General features: G+C 71.2%; 13 protein-coding genes, 1 pseudogene and 1 riboswitch. Of the genes and pseudogenes, 4 read left to right on the top strand and 10 right to left on the bottom strand.

Annotated features, from left to right (window positions below):
- Positions 1-34: 34 nt before the first annotated feature.
- The 3 genes from groL to GA0070612_RS08330 all read right to left on the bottom strand — a co-directional run bounded on the left by groL (position 35) and on the right by GA0070612_RS08330 (position 3,473).
- Positions 35-1,657: a chaperonin GroEL gene (gene groL / locus GA0070612_RS08340; RefSeq protein ID WP_088987389.1), complete on the bottom strand. Its 1,623-nt coding sequence runs from the start codon at positions 1,655-1,657 to the stop codon at positions 35-37.
- A gap of 272 nt (positions 1,658-1,929) precedes the next feature.
- Entirely contained in the window at positions 1,930-3,174 is a 1,245-nt protein-coding gene (locus GA0070612_RS08335; RefSeq protein ID WP_088987388.1) for a hypothetical protein, read from the bottom strand.
- Positions 3,175-3,269: 95 nt separating this feature from the next.
- Entirely contained in the window at positions 3,270-3,473 is a 204-nt protein-coding gene (locus tag GA0070612_RS08330) for a cold-shock protein (protein WP_088991357.1), read from the bottom strand.
- A 311-nt stretch (positions 3,474-3,784) separates the two neighbouring features.
- On the opposite strand from GA0070612_RS08330, the gene GA0070612_RS08325 reads away from it, so the two are divergent.
- Positions 3,785-4,318 carry a GNAT family N-acetyltransferase gene (locus tag GA0070612_RS08325; protein ID WP_088987387.1) on the top strand — a complete coding sequence of 178 codons (534 nt, stop codon included), beginning with the start codon at positions 3,785-3,787 and terminating at the stop codon, positions 4,316-4,318.
- 115 nt (positions 4,319-4,433) lie between these two features.
- Here GA0070612_RS08325 and paaN read toward each other — a convergent pair whose 3' ends face one another.
- From paaN to thrC, 3 genes and pseudogenes are all read right to left on the bottom strand, one after another.
- Positions 4,434-6,107, bottom strand: a complete 1,674-nt coding sequence (gene paaN, locus GA0070612_RS08320; protein ID WP_197699336.1) for a phenylacetic acid degradation protein PaaN — start codon at positions 6,105-6,107, stop codon at positions 4,434-4,436.
- 50 nt (positions 6,108-6,157) lie between these two features.
- A pseudogene (locus tag GA0070612_RS08315) lies at positions 6,158-7,176 on the bottom strand (GNAT family N-acetyltransferase).
- Positions 7,177-7,441: 265 nt separating this feature from the next.
- Positions 7,442-8,728, bottom strand: coding sequence for a threonine synthase (gene thrC / locus GA0070612_RS08310; RefSeq protein WP_088987385.1), 1,287 nt, complete (start codon positions 8,726-8,728; stop codon positions 7,442-7,444).
- Between the two features lie 10 nt (positions 8,729-8,738).
- Positions 8,739-8,874: riboswitch (SAM riboswitch) on the bottom strand.
- 510 nt (positions 8,875-9,384) lie between these two features.
- On the opposite strand from thrC, the gene GA0070612_RS08305 reads away from it, so the two are divergent.
- Positions 9,385-10,143 (top strand): hypothetical protein, encoded by a 759-nt coding sequence (locus tag GA0070612_RS08305; protein ID WP_088987384.1) that lies wholly within the window; start codon positions 9,385-9,387, stop codon positions 10,141-10,143.
- Here GA0070612_RS08305 and GA0070612_RS08300 read toward each other — a convergent pair whose 3' ends face one another.
- The gene (locus GA0070612_RS08300; RefSeq protein WP_088987383.1) at positions 10,144-11,106 is read right to left on the bottom strand and encodes a DMT family transporter; all 963 of its coding nucleotides are present in this window, start codon (positions 11,104-11,106) and stop codon (positions 10,144-10,146) included. It lies immediately after the preceding gene.
- A 91-nt stretch (positions 11,107-11,197) separates the two neighbouring features.
- Here GA0070612_RS08300 and GA0070612_RS08295 point away from each other — a divergent pair, with 91 nt between their 5' ends.
- Positions 11,198-11,503 (top strand): ArsR/SmtB family transcription factor, encoded by a 306-nt coding sequence (locus GA0070612_RS08295; RefSeq protein ID WP_088987382.1) that lies wholly within the window; start codon positions 11,198-11,200, stop codon positions 11,501-11,503.
- Between the two features lie 179 nt (positions 11,504-11,682).
- On the opposite strand, the gene GA0070612_RS08290 is transcribed toward GA0070612_RS08295, so the two are convergent.
- Positions 11,683-12,132, bottom strand: a complete 450-nt coding sequence (locus tag GA0070612_RS08290) for a DoxX family protein (RefSeq protein WP_088987381.1) — start codon at positions 12,130-12,132, stop codon at positions 11,683-11,685.
- Between the two features lie 329 nt (positions 12,133-12,461).
- Here GA0070612_RS08290 and GA0070612_RS08285 point away from each other — a divergent pair, with 329 nt between their 5' ends.
- Positions 12,462-13,148, top strand: coding sequence for a DUF4232 domain-containing protein (locus GA0070612_RS08285; RefSeq protein WP_231924508.1), 687 nt, complete (start codon positions 12,462-12,464; stop codon positions 13,146-13,148).
- A gap of 9 nt (positions 13,149-13,157) precedes the next feature.
- On the opposite strand, the gene GA0070612_RS08280 is transcribed toward GA0070612_RS08285, so the two are convergent.
- Positions 13,158-14,051 carry an ABC transporter permease gene (locus GA0070612_RS08280; protein WP_088987379.1) on the bottom strand — a complete coding sequence of 298 codons (894 nt, stop codon included), beginning with the start codon at positions 14,049-14,051 and terminating at the stop codon, positions 13,158-13,160.
- The gene (locus GA0070612_RS08275) at positions 14,051-16,915 is read right to left on the bottom strand and encodes an alpha/beta fold hydrolase (protein ID WP_088987378.1); all 2,865 of its coding nucleotides are present in this window, start codon (positions 16,913-16,915) and stop codon (positions 14,051-14,053) included. The genes GA0070612_RS08280 and GA0070612_RS08275 overlap by 1 nt, the downstream gene beginning before the upstream one ends.
- Between the last annotated feature and the right edge of the window lie 63 nt (positions 16,916-16,978).

The following is a 16,978-nucleotide window of genomic DNA, read 5'->3' as shown; positions in this document are numbered from 1 at the left end:
GCGGCCCGCCCCGTTCGGTGTGTCGGAACTGGACTCAGAAGTCCATGTCCCCGCCACCCGGGCCAGCCGGGGCAGCCGGGGTCTTCTCCGGCTTGTCCGCGACGACGGCCTCGGTGGTGAGGAACAGCGCCGCGATGGAAGCGGCGTTCTGCAGCGCGGAGCGCGTCACCTTGGCCGGGTCGATGATGCCCGCGGCCAGCAGGTCCACGTACTCGCCGTTGGCGGCGTTGAGGCCGTGACCCGACTCGAGGTTACGGACCTTCTCCACCACGACGCCGCCCTCGAGGCCGGCGTTGACGGCGATCTGCCGCAGCGGGGCGTCCAGCGCGACCTTGACGATGTTCGCACCGGTCGCCTCGTCGCCGACCAGGTCGAGCTTGTCGAAGGCGGTCTTGCCGGCCTGGACCAGCGCGACGCCACCACCCGGGACGATGCCCTCCTCGACGGCGGCCTTCGCGTTGCGAACGGCGTCCTCGATGCGGTGCTTGCGCTCCTTGAGCTCGACCTCGGTGGCCGCGCCGACCTTGATGACCGCGACGCCGCCGGCCAGCTTGGCCAGCCGCTCCTGCAGCTTCTCGCGGTCGTAGTCGGAGTCGCTCTTGTCGATCTCGGCCCGGATCTGGTTGACCCGGCCCTGGATCTGCTCGGCGTCACCGGCACCGTCGACGATGGTGGTCTCGTCCTTGGTCACCACGACCTTGCGGGCGCGGCCCAGCATGTCGAGGCTGGCGGCGTCGAGCTTGAGGCCGACCTCCTCGCTGATGACCTGGCCACCGGCGAGGATGGCGATGTCGGTCAGCATGGCCTTGCGGCGGTCACCGAAGCCCGGCGCCTTGACGGCGACCGACTTGAAGGTGCCACGGACCTTGTTGACCACCAGGGTGGCGAGAGCCTCGCCCTCCAGGTCCTCGGCGATGATCAGCAGCGGCTTGCCCGACTGCATGACCTTCTCCAGGATCGGGAGCAGGTCCTTCACCGATGAGATCTTACTGTTGGCGATCAGGATGTACGGGTCGTCGAAGACGGCCTCCATACGCTCCGGGTCGGTCATGAAGTAGGCCGAGATGTAGCCCTTGTCGAAGCGCATACCCTCGGTGAGCTCCAGCTCCAGCCCGAAGGTGTTGCTCTCCTCGACGGTGATGACGCCTTCCTTGCCGACCTTGTCCATCGCCTCGGCGATGATCTCGCCGACGGTGCTGTCGCCGGCGGAGATGGAGGCGGTGGAGGCGATCTGCTCCTTGGTCTCGACGTCCTTGGCGAGCTTGGACAGCTCCTCCGAGACGCTCGCGACCGCGGTCTCGATGCCCCGCTTCAGGGCCATCGGGTTGGCGCCGGCGGCCACGTTGCGCAGGCCCTCGCGAACCAGGGCCTGGGCCAGGACGGTCGCCGTCGTCGTGCCGTCACCGGCAACGTCGTCGGTCTTCTTGGCGACCTCCTTGACCAGCTCAGCGCCGATCTTCTCGTACGGGTCCTCGAGCTCGATCTCCTTGGCGATGCTCACACCATCGTTGGTGATGGTGGGGGCACCCCACTTCTTCTCGAGCACGACGTTGCGGCCCTTGGGGCCGAGGGTCACCTTCACGGCGTCGGCGAGCTGGTTCATGCCCCGCTCGAGGCCGCGGCGCGCCTCTTCGTCGAACGCGATCATCTTGGCCATACGGCGTTGTCCTCCTGGACACTCACGGGCCACCCGAGATGTCTGCCCCGGATGGGCCGCCTGGTGTACGCACCTTGGGACGTCGCCACCTGGCGACGACGACGTCCTTCGGCCGGGCCGGATAGCCCGCGACGACCGGCCATGTGCCGCCCCGGCGTCTCCACGCCGGTGCAACCTGGCCCCACCGTCCCGACCATTGGCACTCACGGTATGCGAGTGCCAATGACTTGTTTAGCACTCTCCCCTGTCGAGTGCAAGCACGATGTGGCCGCTCAGCCGAGTTCCGCGGCCAGTCCGGCGGTGTTCACCGGCGCCTCATGCGCGCGCTGCTCGGTGTACGTCAGCAGCAGACCGATCATCTGGGCGAGGTGGGCCGGCAGGGCCAGCACCGCGGTGACTCCGATCACCACCACCGCGCCGACCGCGGTGCCCGCCGAGGCGAAGGGATCCGTACCGAACGCGGCGGTGCCGGCCCCCTCGATGGCGCTGGCGACGAAGCTGACGACGATCACCGCGAGGGCCACCAGCGCCACCCGACCGAGCAGCAGGCCGAGCCGGTCGTGGAACATCCGGAAGGATCGGCCGATCGGGTTGTGGCGCTCGAAGAGGTAGACCGGGCCGGCCATGCTCAGCGCGAACGCCAGGTAGATGCCCGGTAGGACGCAGAAGCAGATGCCGATGCCGATGAGCAGGCTGATCAGCAGGGTCCAGCCCCACAGCCCGAGCGCCCGACGGAGGCCGTAGCGCAGTGCGGAGTCGAGGCCGGCCGCCTGACCGACGGCCTGCCGGGTGATCACCCAGCTGCCGGCGGCCCATCCGACGGCCTGCACCAGGCCGATCACCAGGCTCCCGCCGACCAGCACGGCCAGGAGACCCGCCAGCTCCGCGACGAAGTTGTCCGGCAGCGCCGCTGTCGAACTCGTCTCGACCTCGGCAGCCCAGCTGGCCGACGGGTCCAACCCGAGAGAGATCACCGACAGCACCGCCGCGGGGAGCACCTGGGTGAGCAGCATGATGGGCACCAGCTGCCGCCAGCCCCGGCGCAGCGCTTCCCCGCACCTGTTGAACCAGCCGCCGATGCCGGCACCGGGCGGGGTGACCAGGGGGTCGTTCGGGTCGAAGCCGTAACCGGGCGGGTACCACCCGACCGGCGGCCCCGGATGCCACTGCTGCCCGCCGTAGGGACCGGCCCCGGGCGGGTAGCCCCCGGTGGGCGGAAACACCCAGCCCTGCGGCGGCGGACCGCCCGCACCCCAGGCACCCTGCGCCGGATCCGCACCCGGCGGCGGACCGCCCGCACCCCAGGCACCCTGCGCCGGATCCGCACCCGGCGGCGGACCGCCCGCACCCCAGGCACCCGGTGCGGGGTCCCACCCCGGCGGCGGACCGGCCGGCGGCACGCCTGGCTCCCCGCCCGGCGGCAGACCGGCCGGGCCGGGCTGGCTCTGGGTCGGGTCGGACGGGCCCGGCTCACCCGACCCGGACGGCGGGGTGGACGAGGGTGGCTGGTCGGTCATGAACGCTCCTCAGCATCGGCTGGAACGGTTCACGATCTTCCCGGTTACGCGCCCGTGCCGCTGCCCCGACGCGCGGGGTTGTCGGCGCGCGACGTTCAGCCGATGACGCGTACGTGCTCCGCCTGCGGACCCTTCTGGCCCTGCGCGATCTCGAACTCCACCCGCTGGCCGTCCTCCAACGCCTTGTAGCCGTCCATCTCGATCGCGGAGAAGTGAACGAACACGTCCTGACCGCCGTCGACGGCGATGAAGCCGTAACCCTTTTCGGCGTTGAACCACTTCACGGAACCCTGTGCCACGGTGCCACTTCCCTCACTCTGCGCGGCGTTGCCTGCCCGGCGCCCGGCACAGCCGGACGCCATCGGAGCACCGCCTCAGCAATCGATGACGGCCATTGAAAGCGGTGACCGAAATCGCACGCTACACGAGGAGTGACAGCCGCGCACGACCACAAACCGGGCATACTTCAATGCGGCTGGATCATCGTCGGCGGACCGCTTTTCCGATCCACCGGATCCAGGGTGGTGGATCCGGTGGATCGCCCAGGGGCTACCGGCGGCAGGAGTGGCGCGGCCGGAACCGGATCCGGCCCTGTGGTAGGCATGCGGACATGACCATCGACACCGGTTCGCCCGGCCTGCGGCAGGCGGAGATCCGCCGGGTTCGGCCGATGGATGCCGCCCGGATGCGGGCGCTGCGCCTGGAGATGCTCGCCGACGCGCCATTGGCCTTCCTGGAGACGATCGCGGAGGCGGCGGCCCGGTCCCACGCCGAGTACGCCGCCCGGGTCGCGTACACCTCCGCCGGCCCGAACAACGCTCAGTTCGTCGCGGACCCGGGCCGTGGACGGCTGGTCGGGCACGCCGGCGGCACCATCGCTCCGACCGAGGCGGGGCTGACGGTGATCTACGCCGTCTACGTCACGCCGACCTGGCGGGGCAGCGGCCTGCTCGGTGAGCTGATCGACGGTGTGGCCGCCTGGTCGCGGTCCTGCGGCCGACCGGAGTTGCTGCTGGAGGTCGTGGTGGGCAACGACCGTGCCTACCGCGCCTACCAACGGCTCGGTTTCGAGGACACCGGCGTACGGGTCCCCCACCCCAACATCCCCGCGATGACGGAGCTCCAAATGCGCCGCGCAGCCTAACCCAACCCGCCTCCTCCCCCGCCCCCTCCCGCCAGCGTCCGGTGATCAAGAGGTTGCGTCAGGGATCGCCTCGCGCTGACGCAAACCTCTTGATCACTTCGGCCGTTGGGGGCCGTCAGGCTGGGCGTCGGGACTGGACGATGCGGAAGCGGTTCGCCACGTACGCGCCGTCGGTCAGGGCCGCGTTGGCCGCCGCGTTGGCACCACTGCCGTGGAAGTCGGAGAACGCCGCCGACTGGTTCACGAAGACACCGCCGGTGAGGTTGCAGGACAGGTGCACCCCCACCTCGACCGCGACCGCCTCGGTGGCGTCCAGCACCGCCTCGTCCGTCGAGTAGACCCCGGCGGTGAGCGCGCCCTTCTCACCGACCGTGCGACGCAGCAGCTCCAGGCTGTGCGCCGTCGAGTCGGTCGCGATGGCGAACGAGATGGGCCCGAACCACTCCCGGCCGTACGTCTCCGTGTCGTCCGCGGCCAGCTTCACGATCGTCGGGGTACGCACCACCGCGTCGGCGTACGCCGGGTGGTCCACGGCCCGCGACTCCAACACCGGCTCGCCGACCTTGGTGACCTCGGCCAGCCGCTCCAACACCCCGTCGTTGACGATGGCGCCGGTCAGCTCCACACCCCGGGCCGGGTCGGCGGTGAGCTTGCCGACCGCTGCGGCGATGCCGCCGGCCACCTCGTCGAAGCTCTTGTGCCCCTGGTCGGTCTCGATGCCACCCGCCGGGATGAGGATGTTCTGCGAGGTGGTGCACATCTGACCGCTGTAGAGGGTCAGCGTGAAACCGAGGTTGCGGCACATGCCGGCGAAGTCGTCGGTGGAGTCGATGACGACGGTGTTCAGACCGGCCTTCTCGGTGTAGACCGACGCCTGCCGGGCGTGCGTCTCCAGCCAGTCGCCGTACTCGGTGGAACCGGTGAAGTCGACGATCTTGACAGCCTGGTGCAGGGCCAGGTCGCTGGCGAGCTTCTCGCCGGGGGCCTCGGCCGCCAGCGTGACCAGGTTCGGGTCGAAGCCGGCCTCGGCGAGCACCTCCCGGGCGTACCTCACGGTGATGGCCAGCGGCAGCACCGCGCGCGGGTGCGGCTTGACGATCACCGGGTTGCCGGTGACGAGCGAGGCGAACAGCCCGGGGTACGAGTTCCAGGTCGGGAAGGTGTTGCAGCCGATGACGAGCGCCACCCCACGCGGCACCACGTGGAACGTCTTGGTCATCCGCAGCGGGTCGCCCTTGCCGGCGGACTTCTCCCAACCGGCGGTGCCCGGGTGCCGGGTCATCTCGGCGTACGCGTACGCCAGCGCTTCCAGGGCACGATCCAGCGCGTGCGCGCCGCCGGCCTGGAAGGCCATCACGAACGCCTGCCCGCTGGTGAACTGCACCGCGTTGGCCAGCTCGAAGATGTGCTTGTGCAGCCGGTCGAGGATCTCCAGGCAGACGCCCACCCGGGCCTGCGGGCCGGCGTCGCGCCACACGGGCAGCGCGGCGGTGGCGGCGCTCACCAGCTCGCCGGGACCGGCGTGCGGGTACCGCACCGCCAACTCCACCCCGAACGGGCTCGTCTCGGTGGCGACCCGCACACCGGCGCCCGGCTGGTCGAGCGGAAAATCACCACCGAGGTACGCCTCGAAGGCGGCCTTGCCGTCGGCGGCGGCGGTCTCGCCGTACACCCGGGGGCTGGGAGATTCGGGATAGGCGGACCAGTAGCCCCGCTCCGTGATCGCGGTCAGCGCACGGTTGAGGGTGTCGGCGTGCCTCTCGTACAGGGGATGCGGGGTCTCCGTCATGCCCGCCATCATGCCTGAGGACCGACCGCGAGCAGTAGCGCGAATGCCCGTCAGAGGGTGAGCTGCCAGTCGGTCCAGGCGTCCACCGGGCGGAAGCCGAGCTGCTCGTTGATCGCCACCATGTAGCTGTTGCTGGCGGCGTGAACGTGTCGATCACGCGGACCGCCGGCTCGTGGGTGAGCAGGTGGTGCAGGTTCTCCGCCTTGGCGATCAGGCCGAGCCGGTGCCCACGGTGGGCCGGGTCGACGATGGTGATCTGCTGGAACGCGTGCCAGTCGGCGGACGCGCCCACGTCCAGCAGGGTCCAGGCGACCAGCCGACCGGACGCCTCGTGTCGCATCCCGAGGTGGTAGCGCCGCCGCCCCCTGGCGTCCAGGGCACGCTCGTTGCCGCGGATGCGGTCGGCGTCGACCTGCTCCGGCTCCCACTGCACGTCGTCCATGGGAGCGTCCATGAGCAGCCGGCCGTCCAGGTGGGCGATGTCCGCTACGTACTCCTGCGGGGTTGTTCCCTGCCAGCAGACCGAGTGGTAGCCCTCGGCCCGGGGTCGGGCCTCGGCCAGCGCCGCGCGCAACGCGACCCGGTCGATCCCGCCGACGTCGAGCCGGCGACGCACCTCCGCCAACGCGGACTTGGCGCCGGTGGCGGCGGCGAAGGCGTCACCGGCCGCCGACCGTGCCGGCCCGCCGGGCAGCGCGGACACGGCCATCGCGACGACCCGCTTGCGCCCGTGCTCACGGAGCAGACGCGCCGCGTACTCGTGCAGCGCCCGCCCGACGCCCCGCCGACGCAGGTCGGGGTGCACGACCAGCTCGGCAGTGGCGTTCTCGGTGTTGTCCAACTGGGGCAGGTCCAGTTGGAGGTAGCCGGCTGGCACACCGTCCAGTCGGGCGAGCGCCCAGAGCGAACGGGTGCCGGGCATCGGCGTGTGGATCAGCGCGTCGAAGCGTCGCCGGCAGAACGGCGGGAAGTCCGGCAGGTCGACGTCGTTGGCCGTCGACCCGATCCGGTACGCCTCGTCGACAGCCACCCGGTCGGCGCCGTCGAACGACGTGATGGTGATGCTCATGCCGCTGAGCGTGCACCCGGGAAAAGCGATCGGGCCAGCGAATTACTCGCTGGCCCGATCGAACGTGGTCGGGAGGGACACTCGCACAACGCCTCCGGCGTTGGGTCGTAAGAACTTCAAAAGTCTTCGGCGAAATGCCCTCCCGCACGGAGCATCTTGCGCCGTCCGGTTCCTGCCGTCAAGTCCGTAGCGGCGGGTTTTCCACACTCACAGCGAAAACCCAGTTACCCGGCGGATCGCCCGGCCCCGTCCGGACGATGCGGGATCAGCCGAGGAGACCGGCGTCGCGGGCCGCCCGCAGCGAGGGCTTGATGCGGTGGGTCGGCCCGACCTGACCGGCCACCGCGTCGATGGTCTTCAGGCCCTCGCCGGTGTTGAACACCACGGTCTCCGCGGTCGGGTCGAGCCGACCGGACTCGACCAGCTTCCGCAGCACCGCCACCGTCACACCGCCGGCGGTCTCCGCGAAGACACCTGTCGTGCGGGCCAGATCGCGGATGGCGGCCCGGATCTCGTCGTCGTCGGCGTACTCCATCCAGCCGCCGGTGCGGCGGACCGCCTCCAGCGCGTAGAGGCCGGCGGCGGGGTCGCCGATGTTGAGCGACTTGGCGATGCCGGTGGGTTTGACCGGGGTGATCGAGTCGGCGTCGTCGTGCAGGGCGACGGCGATCGGGTTGCATCCGGCCGACTGGGCGCCGAAGACCTTCCACCCGCCGGCCGGCGCCTCGACCAGGCCGATCTCCACCAGCTCGGTGAACGCCTTGTCAATCTTGGTGAGCAGTTCGCCGCTGGCCATCGGGATGACCACCTGCGCGGGGATCCGCCACCCGAGCTGCTCGGCGACCTCGTAGCCGAGGGTCTTGGAGCCCTCCGCGTAGTACGGCCGGACGTTGACGTTGACGAACGCGGTGTCCTCGAACTCGTCGGTCTCCACCAGTTCGCCGCAGAGCCGGTTGACGTCGTCGTACGAGCCGTCGATCGCGACCAGCTCGCCGCCGTAGACGGCGGTGGTGATGACCTTGCCCTGTTCCAGGTCGCTGGGGATGAAGACGACGGAGGGCACTCCGGCACGGGCGCCGTGTGCGGCCACCGAGTTGGCCAGGTTGCCGGTCGACGCGCAGGCGAACCGGGTGAAGCCGAGCGCCCTCGCCGCGGTGAGGGCCACCGAGACGACCCGGTCCTTGAAGGAGTGGGTGGGGTTGGCGCTGTCGTCCTTGACCCAGAGCGGCGCGGTGATGCCCAGCTCGGCGGCGAGGTGCGGGGCCGCCACCAACGGGGTCAGCCCCGGGTCGAGGGTGACCCGGGTGGTCGGGTCCTGACCGGCGGGGAGCAGTGCGGCGTACCGCCAGATGTTCTTCGGCCCGGCCTCGATCTGCTCCCGGGTGACCGTCGCCAGGGCGGCGGTGTCGTAGTCGACCTCCAGCGGGCCGAAACACTCGTAACAGGCGTGCTGGGCCACGAGCGGGTAGCGCGCCGAACAGGCACGGCAGACCAAGGCGCGGGCGGGGCTGGCGGAGGTGTCGATGCCGGAGGCGACGAGCGTCGACGTCATGTCGAGATTCCTCTCATCTTTCCCCGCATCGCACGGTGCGGCGGGGACGGAATTGGCACCTGCCCCGCCTGTCGCTCAGCGATGAGCGCACGGGGTGGTTGCCGGGGCGTCGTCGGGCCGTATCCCTCAGCCCCTCTGGATGAGGTATGCAGTTGTGCCGCCGAGTCTACGCAACACCACGCGGGACACCCACGGGCGTCCCGCGTGGTGAACAGTTCGACCAGCCCCGCCATCGACCGACACGCGGGGCCCTGCCGTACGCGCGGCGGTGTACAGCCACGTCCAACCCAGCGACACCCACTTGTCCTGCCAGTTCGCCGAGTTCTGGTCGATCGAGCAGACGATCTGGTGCAGGTCCATCTGGCCGTACAGGGCTGCGTACGAGCCGAAGGGGCTGCCGGTAACCGTCGCCGAAACACAGCATCATCGAGTTGTCCCAGCTCACCAGGACCGTCCGGTCGGTCTTTGTGGTGCCGGAGACGAGGGTGGAGTGCTGACCGGAGCCGTGTAGGTAGGACGTGACCTTCGGTCACGCTAGCCATAACAGAGGTGCGCACGACAGACTTGGGTGTGTCGATGCCTCGTGGTAGACATCGGGCATTCCCCGACGGCTCGGCGGGGTGGATGAAACGGGGATCGAGCATGGTGGCACGCGCATGACCATCGACCAGGCCGCCGGCCAGCCTTCGACCGACTCTCCCGAGCAGCACCGACATCGGCGACCACTGTGGTGGCTGGCCCTCGTACTGGCCGTCGCGGCCCTGGTCGTCGCCGTGGTGGTCGCCGTCACCAGACAGACCGACGACCCGCAGGTGGAGCGGGACGCGGCTGAGACCACACCGAGCGCCGCCGCCCCGGGCCCTCCCGGCGCGGTCGGGCCGGACACCAGCGCGCCCGCAGGGTCTTCCGCCGTGCCCGACGCTTCCCTGAACGGGGCCAACCCGGCGCCCACTCGCTCACCCTTCGACAACGGCGACACCGTGATGGCTGGTGTCGATCCCCAGGCGTTGCTGCAGCGGCTGGCAGCGCGGTGGAAGCTGCGGCTCTACAGCAATCCGTACTTCGGCTCCGCCACCCGGCACAGTGGGGCAGCCGGCGACGCGGCCAGCGGAACCCGGCAGGTGACGCTGCTCGTCGACCAGGAGAAGCGGCTGCGCGGCGTGTACTGCGGGGCCAGCGGTCCGGGCGATCGACCGCTCACCGGCGAGGGGCGGCAGTTCATCGACGACTGCGCCCTCGGGGCTCTCGCTGTCGGTGCGGACCGCGACAGCCTCGACGCTTGGCTGGACCGCCGGATCACCGCCGCCAAGGCTGCGCAGCCCGAGCGGGAGGAGGGCCGGGTCGGCGACTACCGCGTCGTGCTCAACCACCCCGCCGGTGGTCTGGTCGCCGTCGAACTGACCCGGCCCGCCTAGCTAACGACTCACCACCGCGACCGGGTCGACTACCGCCACCGGGTCGGCGACGGCGGTCGCCTGGTAGGCGGGGGCGGTGCGTGCGCGGGTCACCACGTTGGCGGCGACCAGGGCAGCGATGGTGAGCGCCGCCCCGGCCAGCTCGATCCCGACCGGGCGGTAGCCGCGGACGATCTGCACGACGAAGGTGGTCACCGGGACCAGGTTCATGAACAGCGCCGCGTTGGCCGCACCGAGTCGCTGCACACCGGTGTTCCAGGCCAGGACCGCGACCACCGCGCCGACCAGCACCGCGTACGCCAACTGCGGGGTGACCGCCACGAGGTCGGCGACGCCGGGCGCGTGCTGCCAGCCGACGGCGTCGGCGCCGATGCTCAGCACGAGCATGGCGGCCGTGCCGGCGAGCGCGGTCAGGGTGGTGAAGCGCAGTGGCGACCACTCGCCGAAGCGGGTGGCGCCGTGGGTGTAGATGCCCCAACCGAGCACCGCGCCGATCATCATCAGCCCGCCGAGACCGAACTGGCCGAGCCCGGCCAGGCTTCCGCGGGTGATCACCAGGCCGACACCGAGGAGCGCCACCAGCGAGAGGCTCAGCAGGAGCGGCCTCGGGCGTACGCCGTCCCGGGCCCAACGGACCAGTTGGGTGATCACCGGGGTGGTGGCCACGAAGAGCGACACCTGTTGCGGGGCGGCGTGCTCCAGCGCCAGGTTGGTGAGCAGGTTGAAGCCGGCGAAGCCGACCACTCCGAGCACCACCACCTCGACCAGCCGGGTGCCGGGCCGCAGCGCGTCGGCACCCTCGCGGAGCAGCAGGATGGCGACCAGTACGACGGCGGCGAGGAGGTAACGGGCGGTGGTCAGGTTGAGCGGGTCGACCCGGTTCAACGCGCTGGCCAGGACCGGGAACATCACCCCCCAGCCGAGGACGGCGATCAGCGGGTATGCGACGGCGCGGGATCGCATCGACAGCTCCAATGTTCGAGTATCGTCGAACTAACGACACCGACAGTAGGAGCTTGTTCGAGAATTGTCGAACAAGGGTTACACTGGTCACATGGAGCCGCACGAGCCCGAACTGTCCGCCGTACCGGTCACCGCCGTGCTGGCCGCACTCGCCGACGACGTGCGGCTACAGATCGTCCGTGCGCTCGCCGAGGGCGGCGAGGCCGCCTGCGGAAGCTTCGACTTCGGCATCTCCAAGGCGACCCGCAGCCACCACCTGAAGGTGCTGCGCGAGGCGGGCCTGACCCGCACCCGCGCCGCCGGCACCAGCCGCCTGGTACGGCTCCGCCGCGACGAGGTGGACAAGCTCTACCCCGGTCTCCTGGACGCGGTCCTCACCTCCCGCCCGCCGGCCTGACCGCCCTGCCGCCCACCGGCCCGACCGCCGCGCCCGGCGGGGGCCCAACCTCTCCCGCGCATCCTTTGGAGCTGAATCGTGTACGGCATCACCCGACGGACCGCTCCCCGGACCACTCCCCCGGCGCGCGTCGCCGGAACCCCTCGTCGGAGCTCCGGCGACGCGCGGAACGGGTGCGGTCAGACGGACACCGGGCTGGGTTCGGCCACCGAGGACGGCGGAGCGTCGGTGCGGCGTCGGAAGAGCAGTGAGTCGAGTGCCCACGGGCCGGCGCCGAGCGCGGCGACCAGCAGGAACGACCAGCAGAAGAGGGCCGACAGTTCGCCCCCGTTCTGCAGCGGCAGCAGATGGTCCGGCTGGTGCACGACGAAGTAGGCGTACGCCATCGAGCCGGACGCGAGGAGGGCGGCGGGTCGGGTGAACAACCCGACCAGCACCAGGGCGCCGCAGACCAGTTGGATCAGCGCGGCCCACCAGCCGGGCCAGGTGCCGACCGGTACCGCCTGGCCGGTCATGGGGTTGCCGCCGAACAACCCGAAGACCGAAGTCAGACCATGCAGCGCGAACAGCAGACCGATCACGATGCGGAACAGGGACAGGGTCGGCCCGCCGAGCCGAGTGACGTTCATGGGTACCTCCATCGAAGGAAACAGATCTCTTCAATGTGAGGCATGAAAGTATCGAAGCTTATAAATTCCTTGCTAGTGGGAAAGTCCCCGGTCGGAATGTACCGCTGTCGAGCGCTCCGCGTCGAGCGCTCCGCGCGGCGCGAGGAGGCTGCCAAGCCACCGACCTGCACCAATGCGCGAACAACACAGGCAAACGCCCCGTGGGCACGCTCCCATAATGTGGATGGCACCTGTCCGGCTGCCTGGCGGAAGCGCCGCCCTGGAACGGCCCGACCGGCGCTGCGAGGGTCGGGCGGTGGCGGGACACCTCGATGGGCGAGGATCGACAGATGATCTCCAGCCTTACGACACCTCGACGACGGGCCGGCGCAGCGGTCGCGGGGGTTCTTCTGCTCACCGCCTGCACCCCCGGTGACCATCGCGGCCAGGGCGGAGATCCGACGGGCCCGCCGCCGGCCGTGCGGAGCCCCACCCCGTCGGCCGGCGTCGAACCACTGGCGGTGTGTCCGGCCTCCGGCGTGCAGATCCGGTCCACCGGGTCGGACGCCGCGATGGGCCTACGCGCCCTCGGCCTTGAGCTGGTGAACTGCGGCGACCGCCCGTACCAGCTCAACGGGTACCCGATCCTGCACCTGTTCGACGAACAGCGCGAGCCGGTCATGCTGCGCGTGGTCAACGGCGCCAAGGAGATCACCTCGGGCTTCGACCAGCCGCCCCGGCCGGTCACCCTCGCCCCCGCCGAACGGGCCACCGCCGTGGTGCTCTGGCGCAACCTCGTCACCGATTCGACAGTGGTCGCCACGAACGGGAGGTACCTGACCGTGACACCCGCTGCCGGGCAACCGGCCGCCGACGTCGACCCGGACGGGCCGGTCGACCTCGGCAACACCGGCCGGATCGGCGTCAGCGCCTGGAAGAAGGCCGACCCGGCCACGCCGGTGCCGACGCGTCCAGCCCGGCCTCCGGCACCGAGCGCGGTGCCGTCGTCGGTGAGCCCGCCGGACGGTCGACTCTGAGCGCAGCGGCTACGACGTGATGTCCTTGCGGGTGAAGCGCCAGAACGCCAACCCCCAGAACAACGTCGCGTAGCTGATCGCCGAGACGCTGCCCCGGACCACGTCGTCGGTCTGCACCGGGGTCGACAGCAATCCCAGCCAGGCGGTGCTGAAGTGGGTGGGCAGGAAGTCGCGTACCGCGCCCAGGGCGGTGATCTGGTCCAGGATGCTGGACAGGATCCACAGCAGCACCGCCCCACCCACCGCGCCCAACGCGGCGTCGGTGGTCACCGACAGCAGGAACGCCAGCCCGGCCACCACCAGGAGTACGACGGCCAGGTAGCCGAGCACCGCCAGCAACCGGAGCAGCCCCTCGGTCGGTTCCAGTTCGGCGGCGACGGTGCTGCGCAGCGGCGACCAGCCGTACCGCAGGGTGCCGACCAGCAACGCGGTGCCGGCCAACAACAGCAGGGCCAGCCCCGAGTACGCGAGCGCGACCACCAGCTTCACCGTCAGCAACCGGGCCCGGGGCACCGGGACCGCCAGCAGGTAGCGCAGGCTGCCCCAGCTCGCCTCGCTGGCCACCGTGTCCCCGCAGAACAGCGCGACGACGACCACCAGCAGGAACGACGCCGACACGAAGATCGAGAACAGGGTGAAGTTGAGGCCGCCCGAGGTGGCCAACTCGACCAGGCTGGAGAACTCGTTGCGGCCGTTGTCGTCGTCGCCGGAGTCGAACTGGAAGGCGATCAGGATGATCAGCGGCAGGAGCACCATGAAGCCGAGCGCCAACTGGGTACGCCGCCGGGACGCCTGCCGCCGGAACTCCGCCGTGAAGGGCATGGTGGCCGACGCCCGGTAACCGCGGGCCGCGCCGGCCGGGTCGGTGACGCCCAGCGGCGTCTCGACGGAAGAGCCTGCCATCACCGGTCACCGCTTCCCCGAGAGTTCTCGCCCACCAGGGCGAGGAACGCGTCCTCCAGGCGGCGCCGGGGCACCACCCGGTCCACCCCGATGCCGGCGCGCACCAGCTCGGCCACCACCTCGCTGCGGGCCGTGCCGTTGGTGTCGACCACCAACTGACCGTCGCTCTCCGGCAGCACCCGGACACCGTGCAGCCGGTCCAGCACCGCCCGCGCCGCGACCCGGTCGCTGACGTCGAACAGCACGCTCGGCGACTCGCCCACGATCTCCTCCACCGGCCCGGACGCCACGATCCGGCCCTTGTTCACCACCACCGCGTGCGTGCAGGTCTGCTCGACCTCGGCCAGCAGGTGGCTGGAGACCAGCACCGCCCGCCCGTCCGTGGCGTAGCGCTGGAGGACCCGGCGCATCTCGGCGATCTGCGGCGGGTCGAGCCCGTCGGTGGGTTCGTCCAGCACCAGCAGCTCGGGGAGGCCGAGCATGGCCTGGGCGATGGCCAGGCGCTGACGCATGCCGTGGCTGTAGTTCTTGATCTTCCGGTGCACCGAGTCGCCCAGACCGGCGATCTCCAACGCCGCGTCGAACTGCGCGTCCTCCCACGGCCGCCCGGTGGCTCGCCAGTACGCCGTCAGGTTCTCCAGACCCGACAGGTGCGGCAGGAACCCGGGCCCCTCCACGAGCGCGCCGATCCTCGACAGCACCGGGGAGCCGGGCACCAGTCGGCGGCCGAAGACGTAGATCTCCCCGGCGGTCGGCTGGGTCAGCCCCATCAACACCCGCAGGGTGGTCGTCTTACCGGCGCCGTTGGGTCCGAGCAGACCCACCACCTGCCCCGGGTGCACCTCGAAGTCCACGTTCGACACGGCGACGAAGCCGTCCGCGTACTCCTTGCGGAGTGCGCGCACGGCCAGCGGCGTGTCCGCGTACTCCGGATGCACCGAGCGGTCCTGGCGACGGTGTCGGCGGCGGACCACGGCGACGACCACGACGAGCCCGATGGCGATGGCGGCGAGCAGGCCGGCGAGCACCCAGCGCCAGAGCGTCGCGGCGGTGGGGATCGGTGCGCCGCTGATCGTGGGCACGGTGACGGCGCCGTCCACCGCCACCGTGTAGACGGTGGGTGGCGCGGGCGTGGTGTACGCCTGGTCGGAGGTGGCCACCACGAGGCGCAGCCGGTGGCCGGCCTCCACCCGCCGGACGATCGCGGGCAGCGTCACGGTGACCGGGCGGGCGTCCTGCACCTGCTGCGGCAGCCCGGTGAGCCGGATCGGGGCGACCAGCCCGTTCGGCAGGGTGGCCGCGCCGTCCGGGTCGACGTCGTAGAGCTTGACGAAGAGCACCGCCTCGCCGGTCGGCGACGCGGCCCGCACGGTGACCGTGGGCGCCCCGGCGACGTCCACCGCCTGGGTCAGCGGTGCCGACTCGAACCGGGCGTGCTGGCCGGGCACGTCACCTGCTACGCCGTCCAGCAGCGAGGCGAGACCACCGGCGAACGGGATCGAGGAGATGGCGGCCGGGTTGCCGTCGGGCGGGTTCGCGACCGGTTGGACCGGACCGGCGACCGGGATCTCCCGGCGTTCGTCACCGGCCAGGCCGGGGTAGTCGGCGCGGCGGAAGGCGGTGGCGACGAGGCCCCGGTCGAGCGCGTCGAACCCGGCGATCCGGGACCAGGTGAAGTCGTCGCCGGGTGCGTCGCCCTCGCCCTTGACGTAGTGGTCGAGCCACTGGACGGTCAGGAACTTCACCCGGTCGGAGTCCGAGCGGGGCCCACTGCCGCCGTCGTGTCCGCCGGTGAACCAGGCGACGCGCACCGGGGTGCCGGTGGCGGCGATACCGCGCGCGTTCGCGTCGGCCTCGCCGAGGGGGAAGAGCGTGTCCGCCTCGCCCTGCACCAGCAGGGTGGGCGCCTTGATCCGGTCCAGGACGCCCGCCGGGCTGGACCGACGCAGCAGGTCCACGGCGGCCTGGTCGGCGCGACCGGTGGTGGCGATCCGCAGGTACGCGGCGCACACGTCGGCGGCGAAGCGACCACAGGACGGGTCGGCGGCACCGGTCGGGACGCTACCGGGACCGTTACCCGGGCCCGCGCCCGGCCCGGGGCTGGGCGGACCGGCCGACGCCGGCGCGCCCTGCGGTCCGGCGGCGGTCGCGCCGGAGAGCCCGGCCGGCCCGGAGCCCACGTTGCCCCCACCACCGAAGAAGAGGCCCGCCCAGCCCTTCTTGAACACTCCCTCGGTCGGTGCCCCGCCGGTGCTCTCCGGCAGGAACGCCCGGGACAGGTCGTTCCAGGTGATCATCGGGACGATCGCGTCGACCCGGGTGTCCTGGGCGGCCAGCAGCAGGGCCAACCCACCACCGTACGAGCCACCGACCACGCCCACCTGCGGGTCTCCGGCGGCGTCGGTGCGCACCTCCGGCCGGGCTGCCAACCAGTCCAGCAGCCGCTGGGCGTCGCGCACCTCGTAGTCCGGGTTGTCGAGGTGGATCTGACCACCGCTGCGGCCGAAGCCCCGTGCGGTCCAGGTGAGCACCGCGTAGCCGCGCCCGGCGAACTCCTCCGCGTCGGAACGCACCGAGTCCTTCGTGCCGCCGAACCCGTGCGCCAACAGCACCGCCGGCACCTTCCGCCCCGACGACGCGTCGTCCGGCAGGTAGAAGGTCGTGTCCAGGTCCACCGGCTGGTCGCCGGCAGGTCCGGAGCGGACGGTGAGCATCGCGCCCTCGGTGCGTACGCCCGCCCCCTGCGGCCACACGGCCCAGGTCACGGCGGCGGCCAGGAGCACGACGACGGCCGCTGCGGCGATCGCGCGACGGCGGGTGGGCAGGGCACGCCGGAACCACGCGGCCGGCGACGGCGGTGTCATGCGGCACACGGTACGGCCCACAGCCTGAGCGTTGGCTGAGATCCGCCGTACGTCCGTCCGGTT

It is taken from the genome of Micromonospora chokoriensis (assembly GCF_900091505.1).
GTDB classification, from domain to species: Bacteria; Actinomycetota; Actinomycetes; order Mycobacteriales; family Micromonosporaceae; genus Micromonospora; species Micromonospora chokoriensis.
This window is presented reverse-complemented; position numbering and strand designations above follow the sequence as displayed.

What these genes read in the sequence shown, in the direction of transcription:
- GA0070612_RS08280 (WP_088987379.1), bottom strand. Translation starts at nt 14,051, where the DNA reads ATGGCAGGCTCTTCCGTCGAGACGCCGCTGGGCGTCACCGACCCGGCC.
- thrC (WP_088987385.1), bottom strand. Translation starts at nt 8,728, where the DNA reads ATGACGTCGACGCTCGTCGCCTCCGGCATCGACACCTCCGCCAGCCCC.
- GA0070612_RS08335 (WP_088987388.1), bottom strand. Translation starts at nt 3,174, where the DNA reads ATGACCGACCAGCCACCCTCGTCCACCCCGCCGTCCGGGTCGGGTGAG.
- GA0070612_RS08285 (WP_231924508.1), top strand. Translation starts at nt 12,462, where the DNA reads ATGATCTCCAGCCTTACGACACCTCGACGACGGGCCGGCGCAGCGGTC.
- GA0070612_RS08300 (WP_088987383.1), bottom strand. Translation starts at nt 11,106, where the DNA reads ATGCGATCCCGCGCCGTCGCATACCCGCTGATCGCCGTCCTCGGCTGG.
- GA0070612_RS08275 (WP_088987378.1), bottom strand. Translation starts at nt 16,915, where the DNA reads ATGACACCGCCGTCGCCGGCCGCGTGGTTCCGGCGTGCCCTGCCCACC.
- GA0070612_RS08290 (WP_088987381.1), bottom strand. Translation starts at nt 12,132, where the DNA reads ATGAACGTCACTCGGCTCGGCGGGCCGACCCTGTCCCTGTTCCGCATC.
- paaN (WP_197699336.1), bottom strand. Translation starts at nt 6,107, where the DNA reads ATGACGGAGACCCCGCATCCCCTGTACGAGAGGCACGCCGACACCCTC.
- GA0070612_RS08305 (WP_088987384.1), top strand. Translation starts at nt 9,385, where the DNA reads ATGACCATCGACCAGGCCGCCGGCCAGCCTTCGACCGACTCTCCCGAG.
- groL (WP_088987389.1), bottom strand. Translation starts at nt 1,657, where the DNA reads ATGGCCAAGATGATCGCGTTCGACGAAGAGGCGCGCCGCGGCCTCGAG.
- GA0070612_RS08325 (WP_088987387.1), top strand. Translation starts at nt 3,785, where the DNA reads ATGACCATCGACACCGGTTCGCCCGGCCTGCGGCAGGCGGAGATCCGC.
- GA0070612_RS08295 (WP_088987382.1), top strand. Translation starts at nt 11,198, where the DNA reads ATGGAGCCGCACGAGCCCGAACTGTCCGCCGTACCGGTCACCGCCGTG.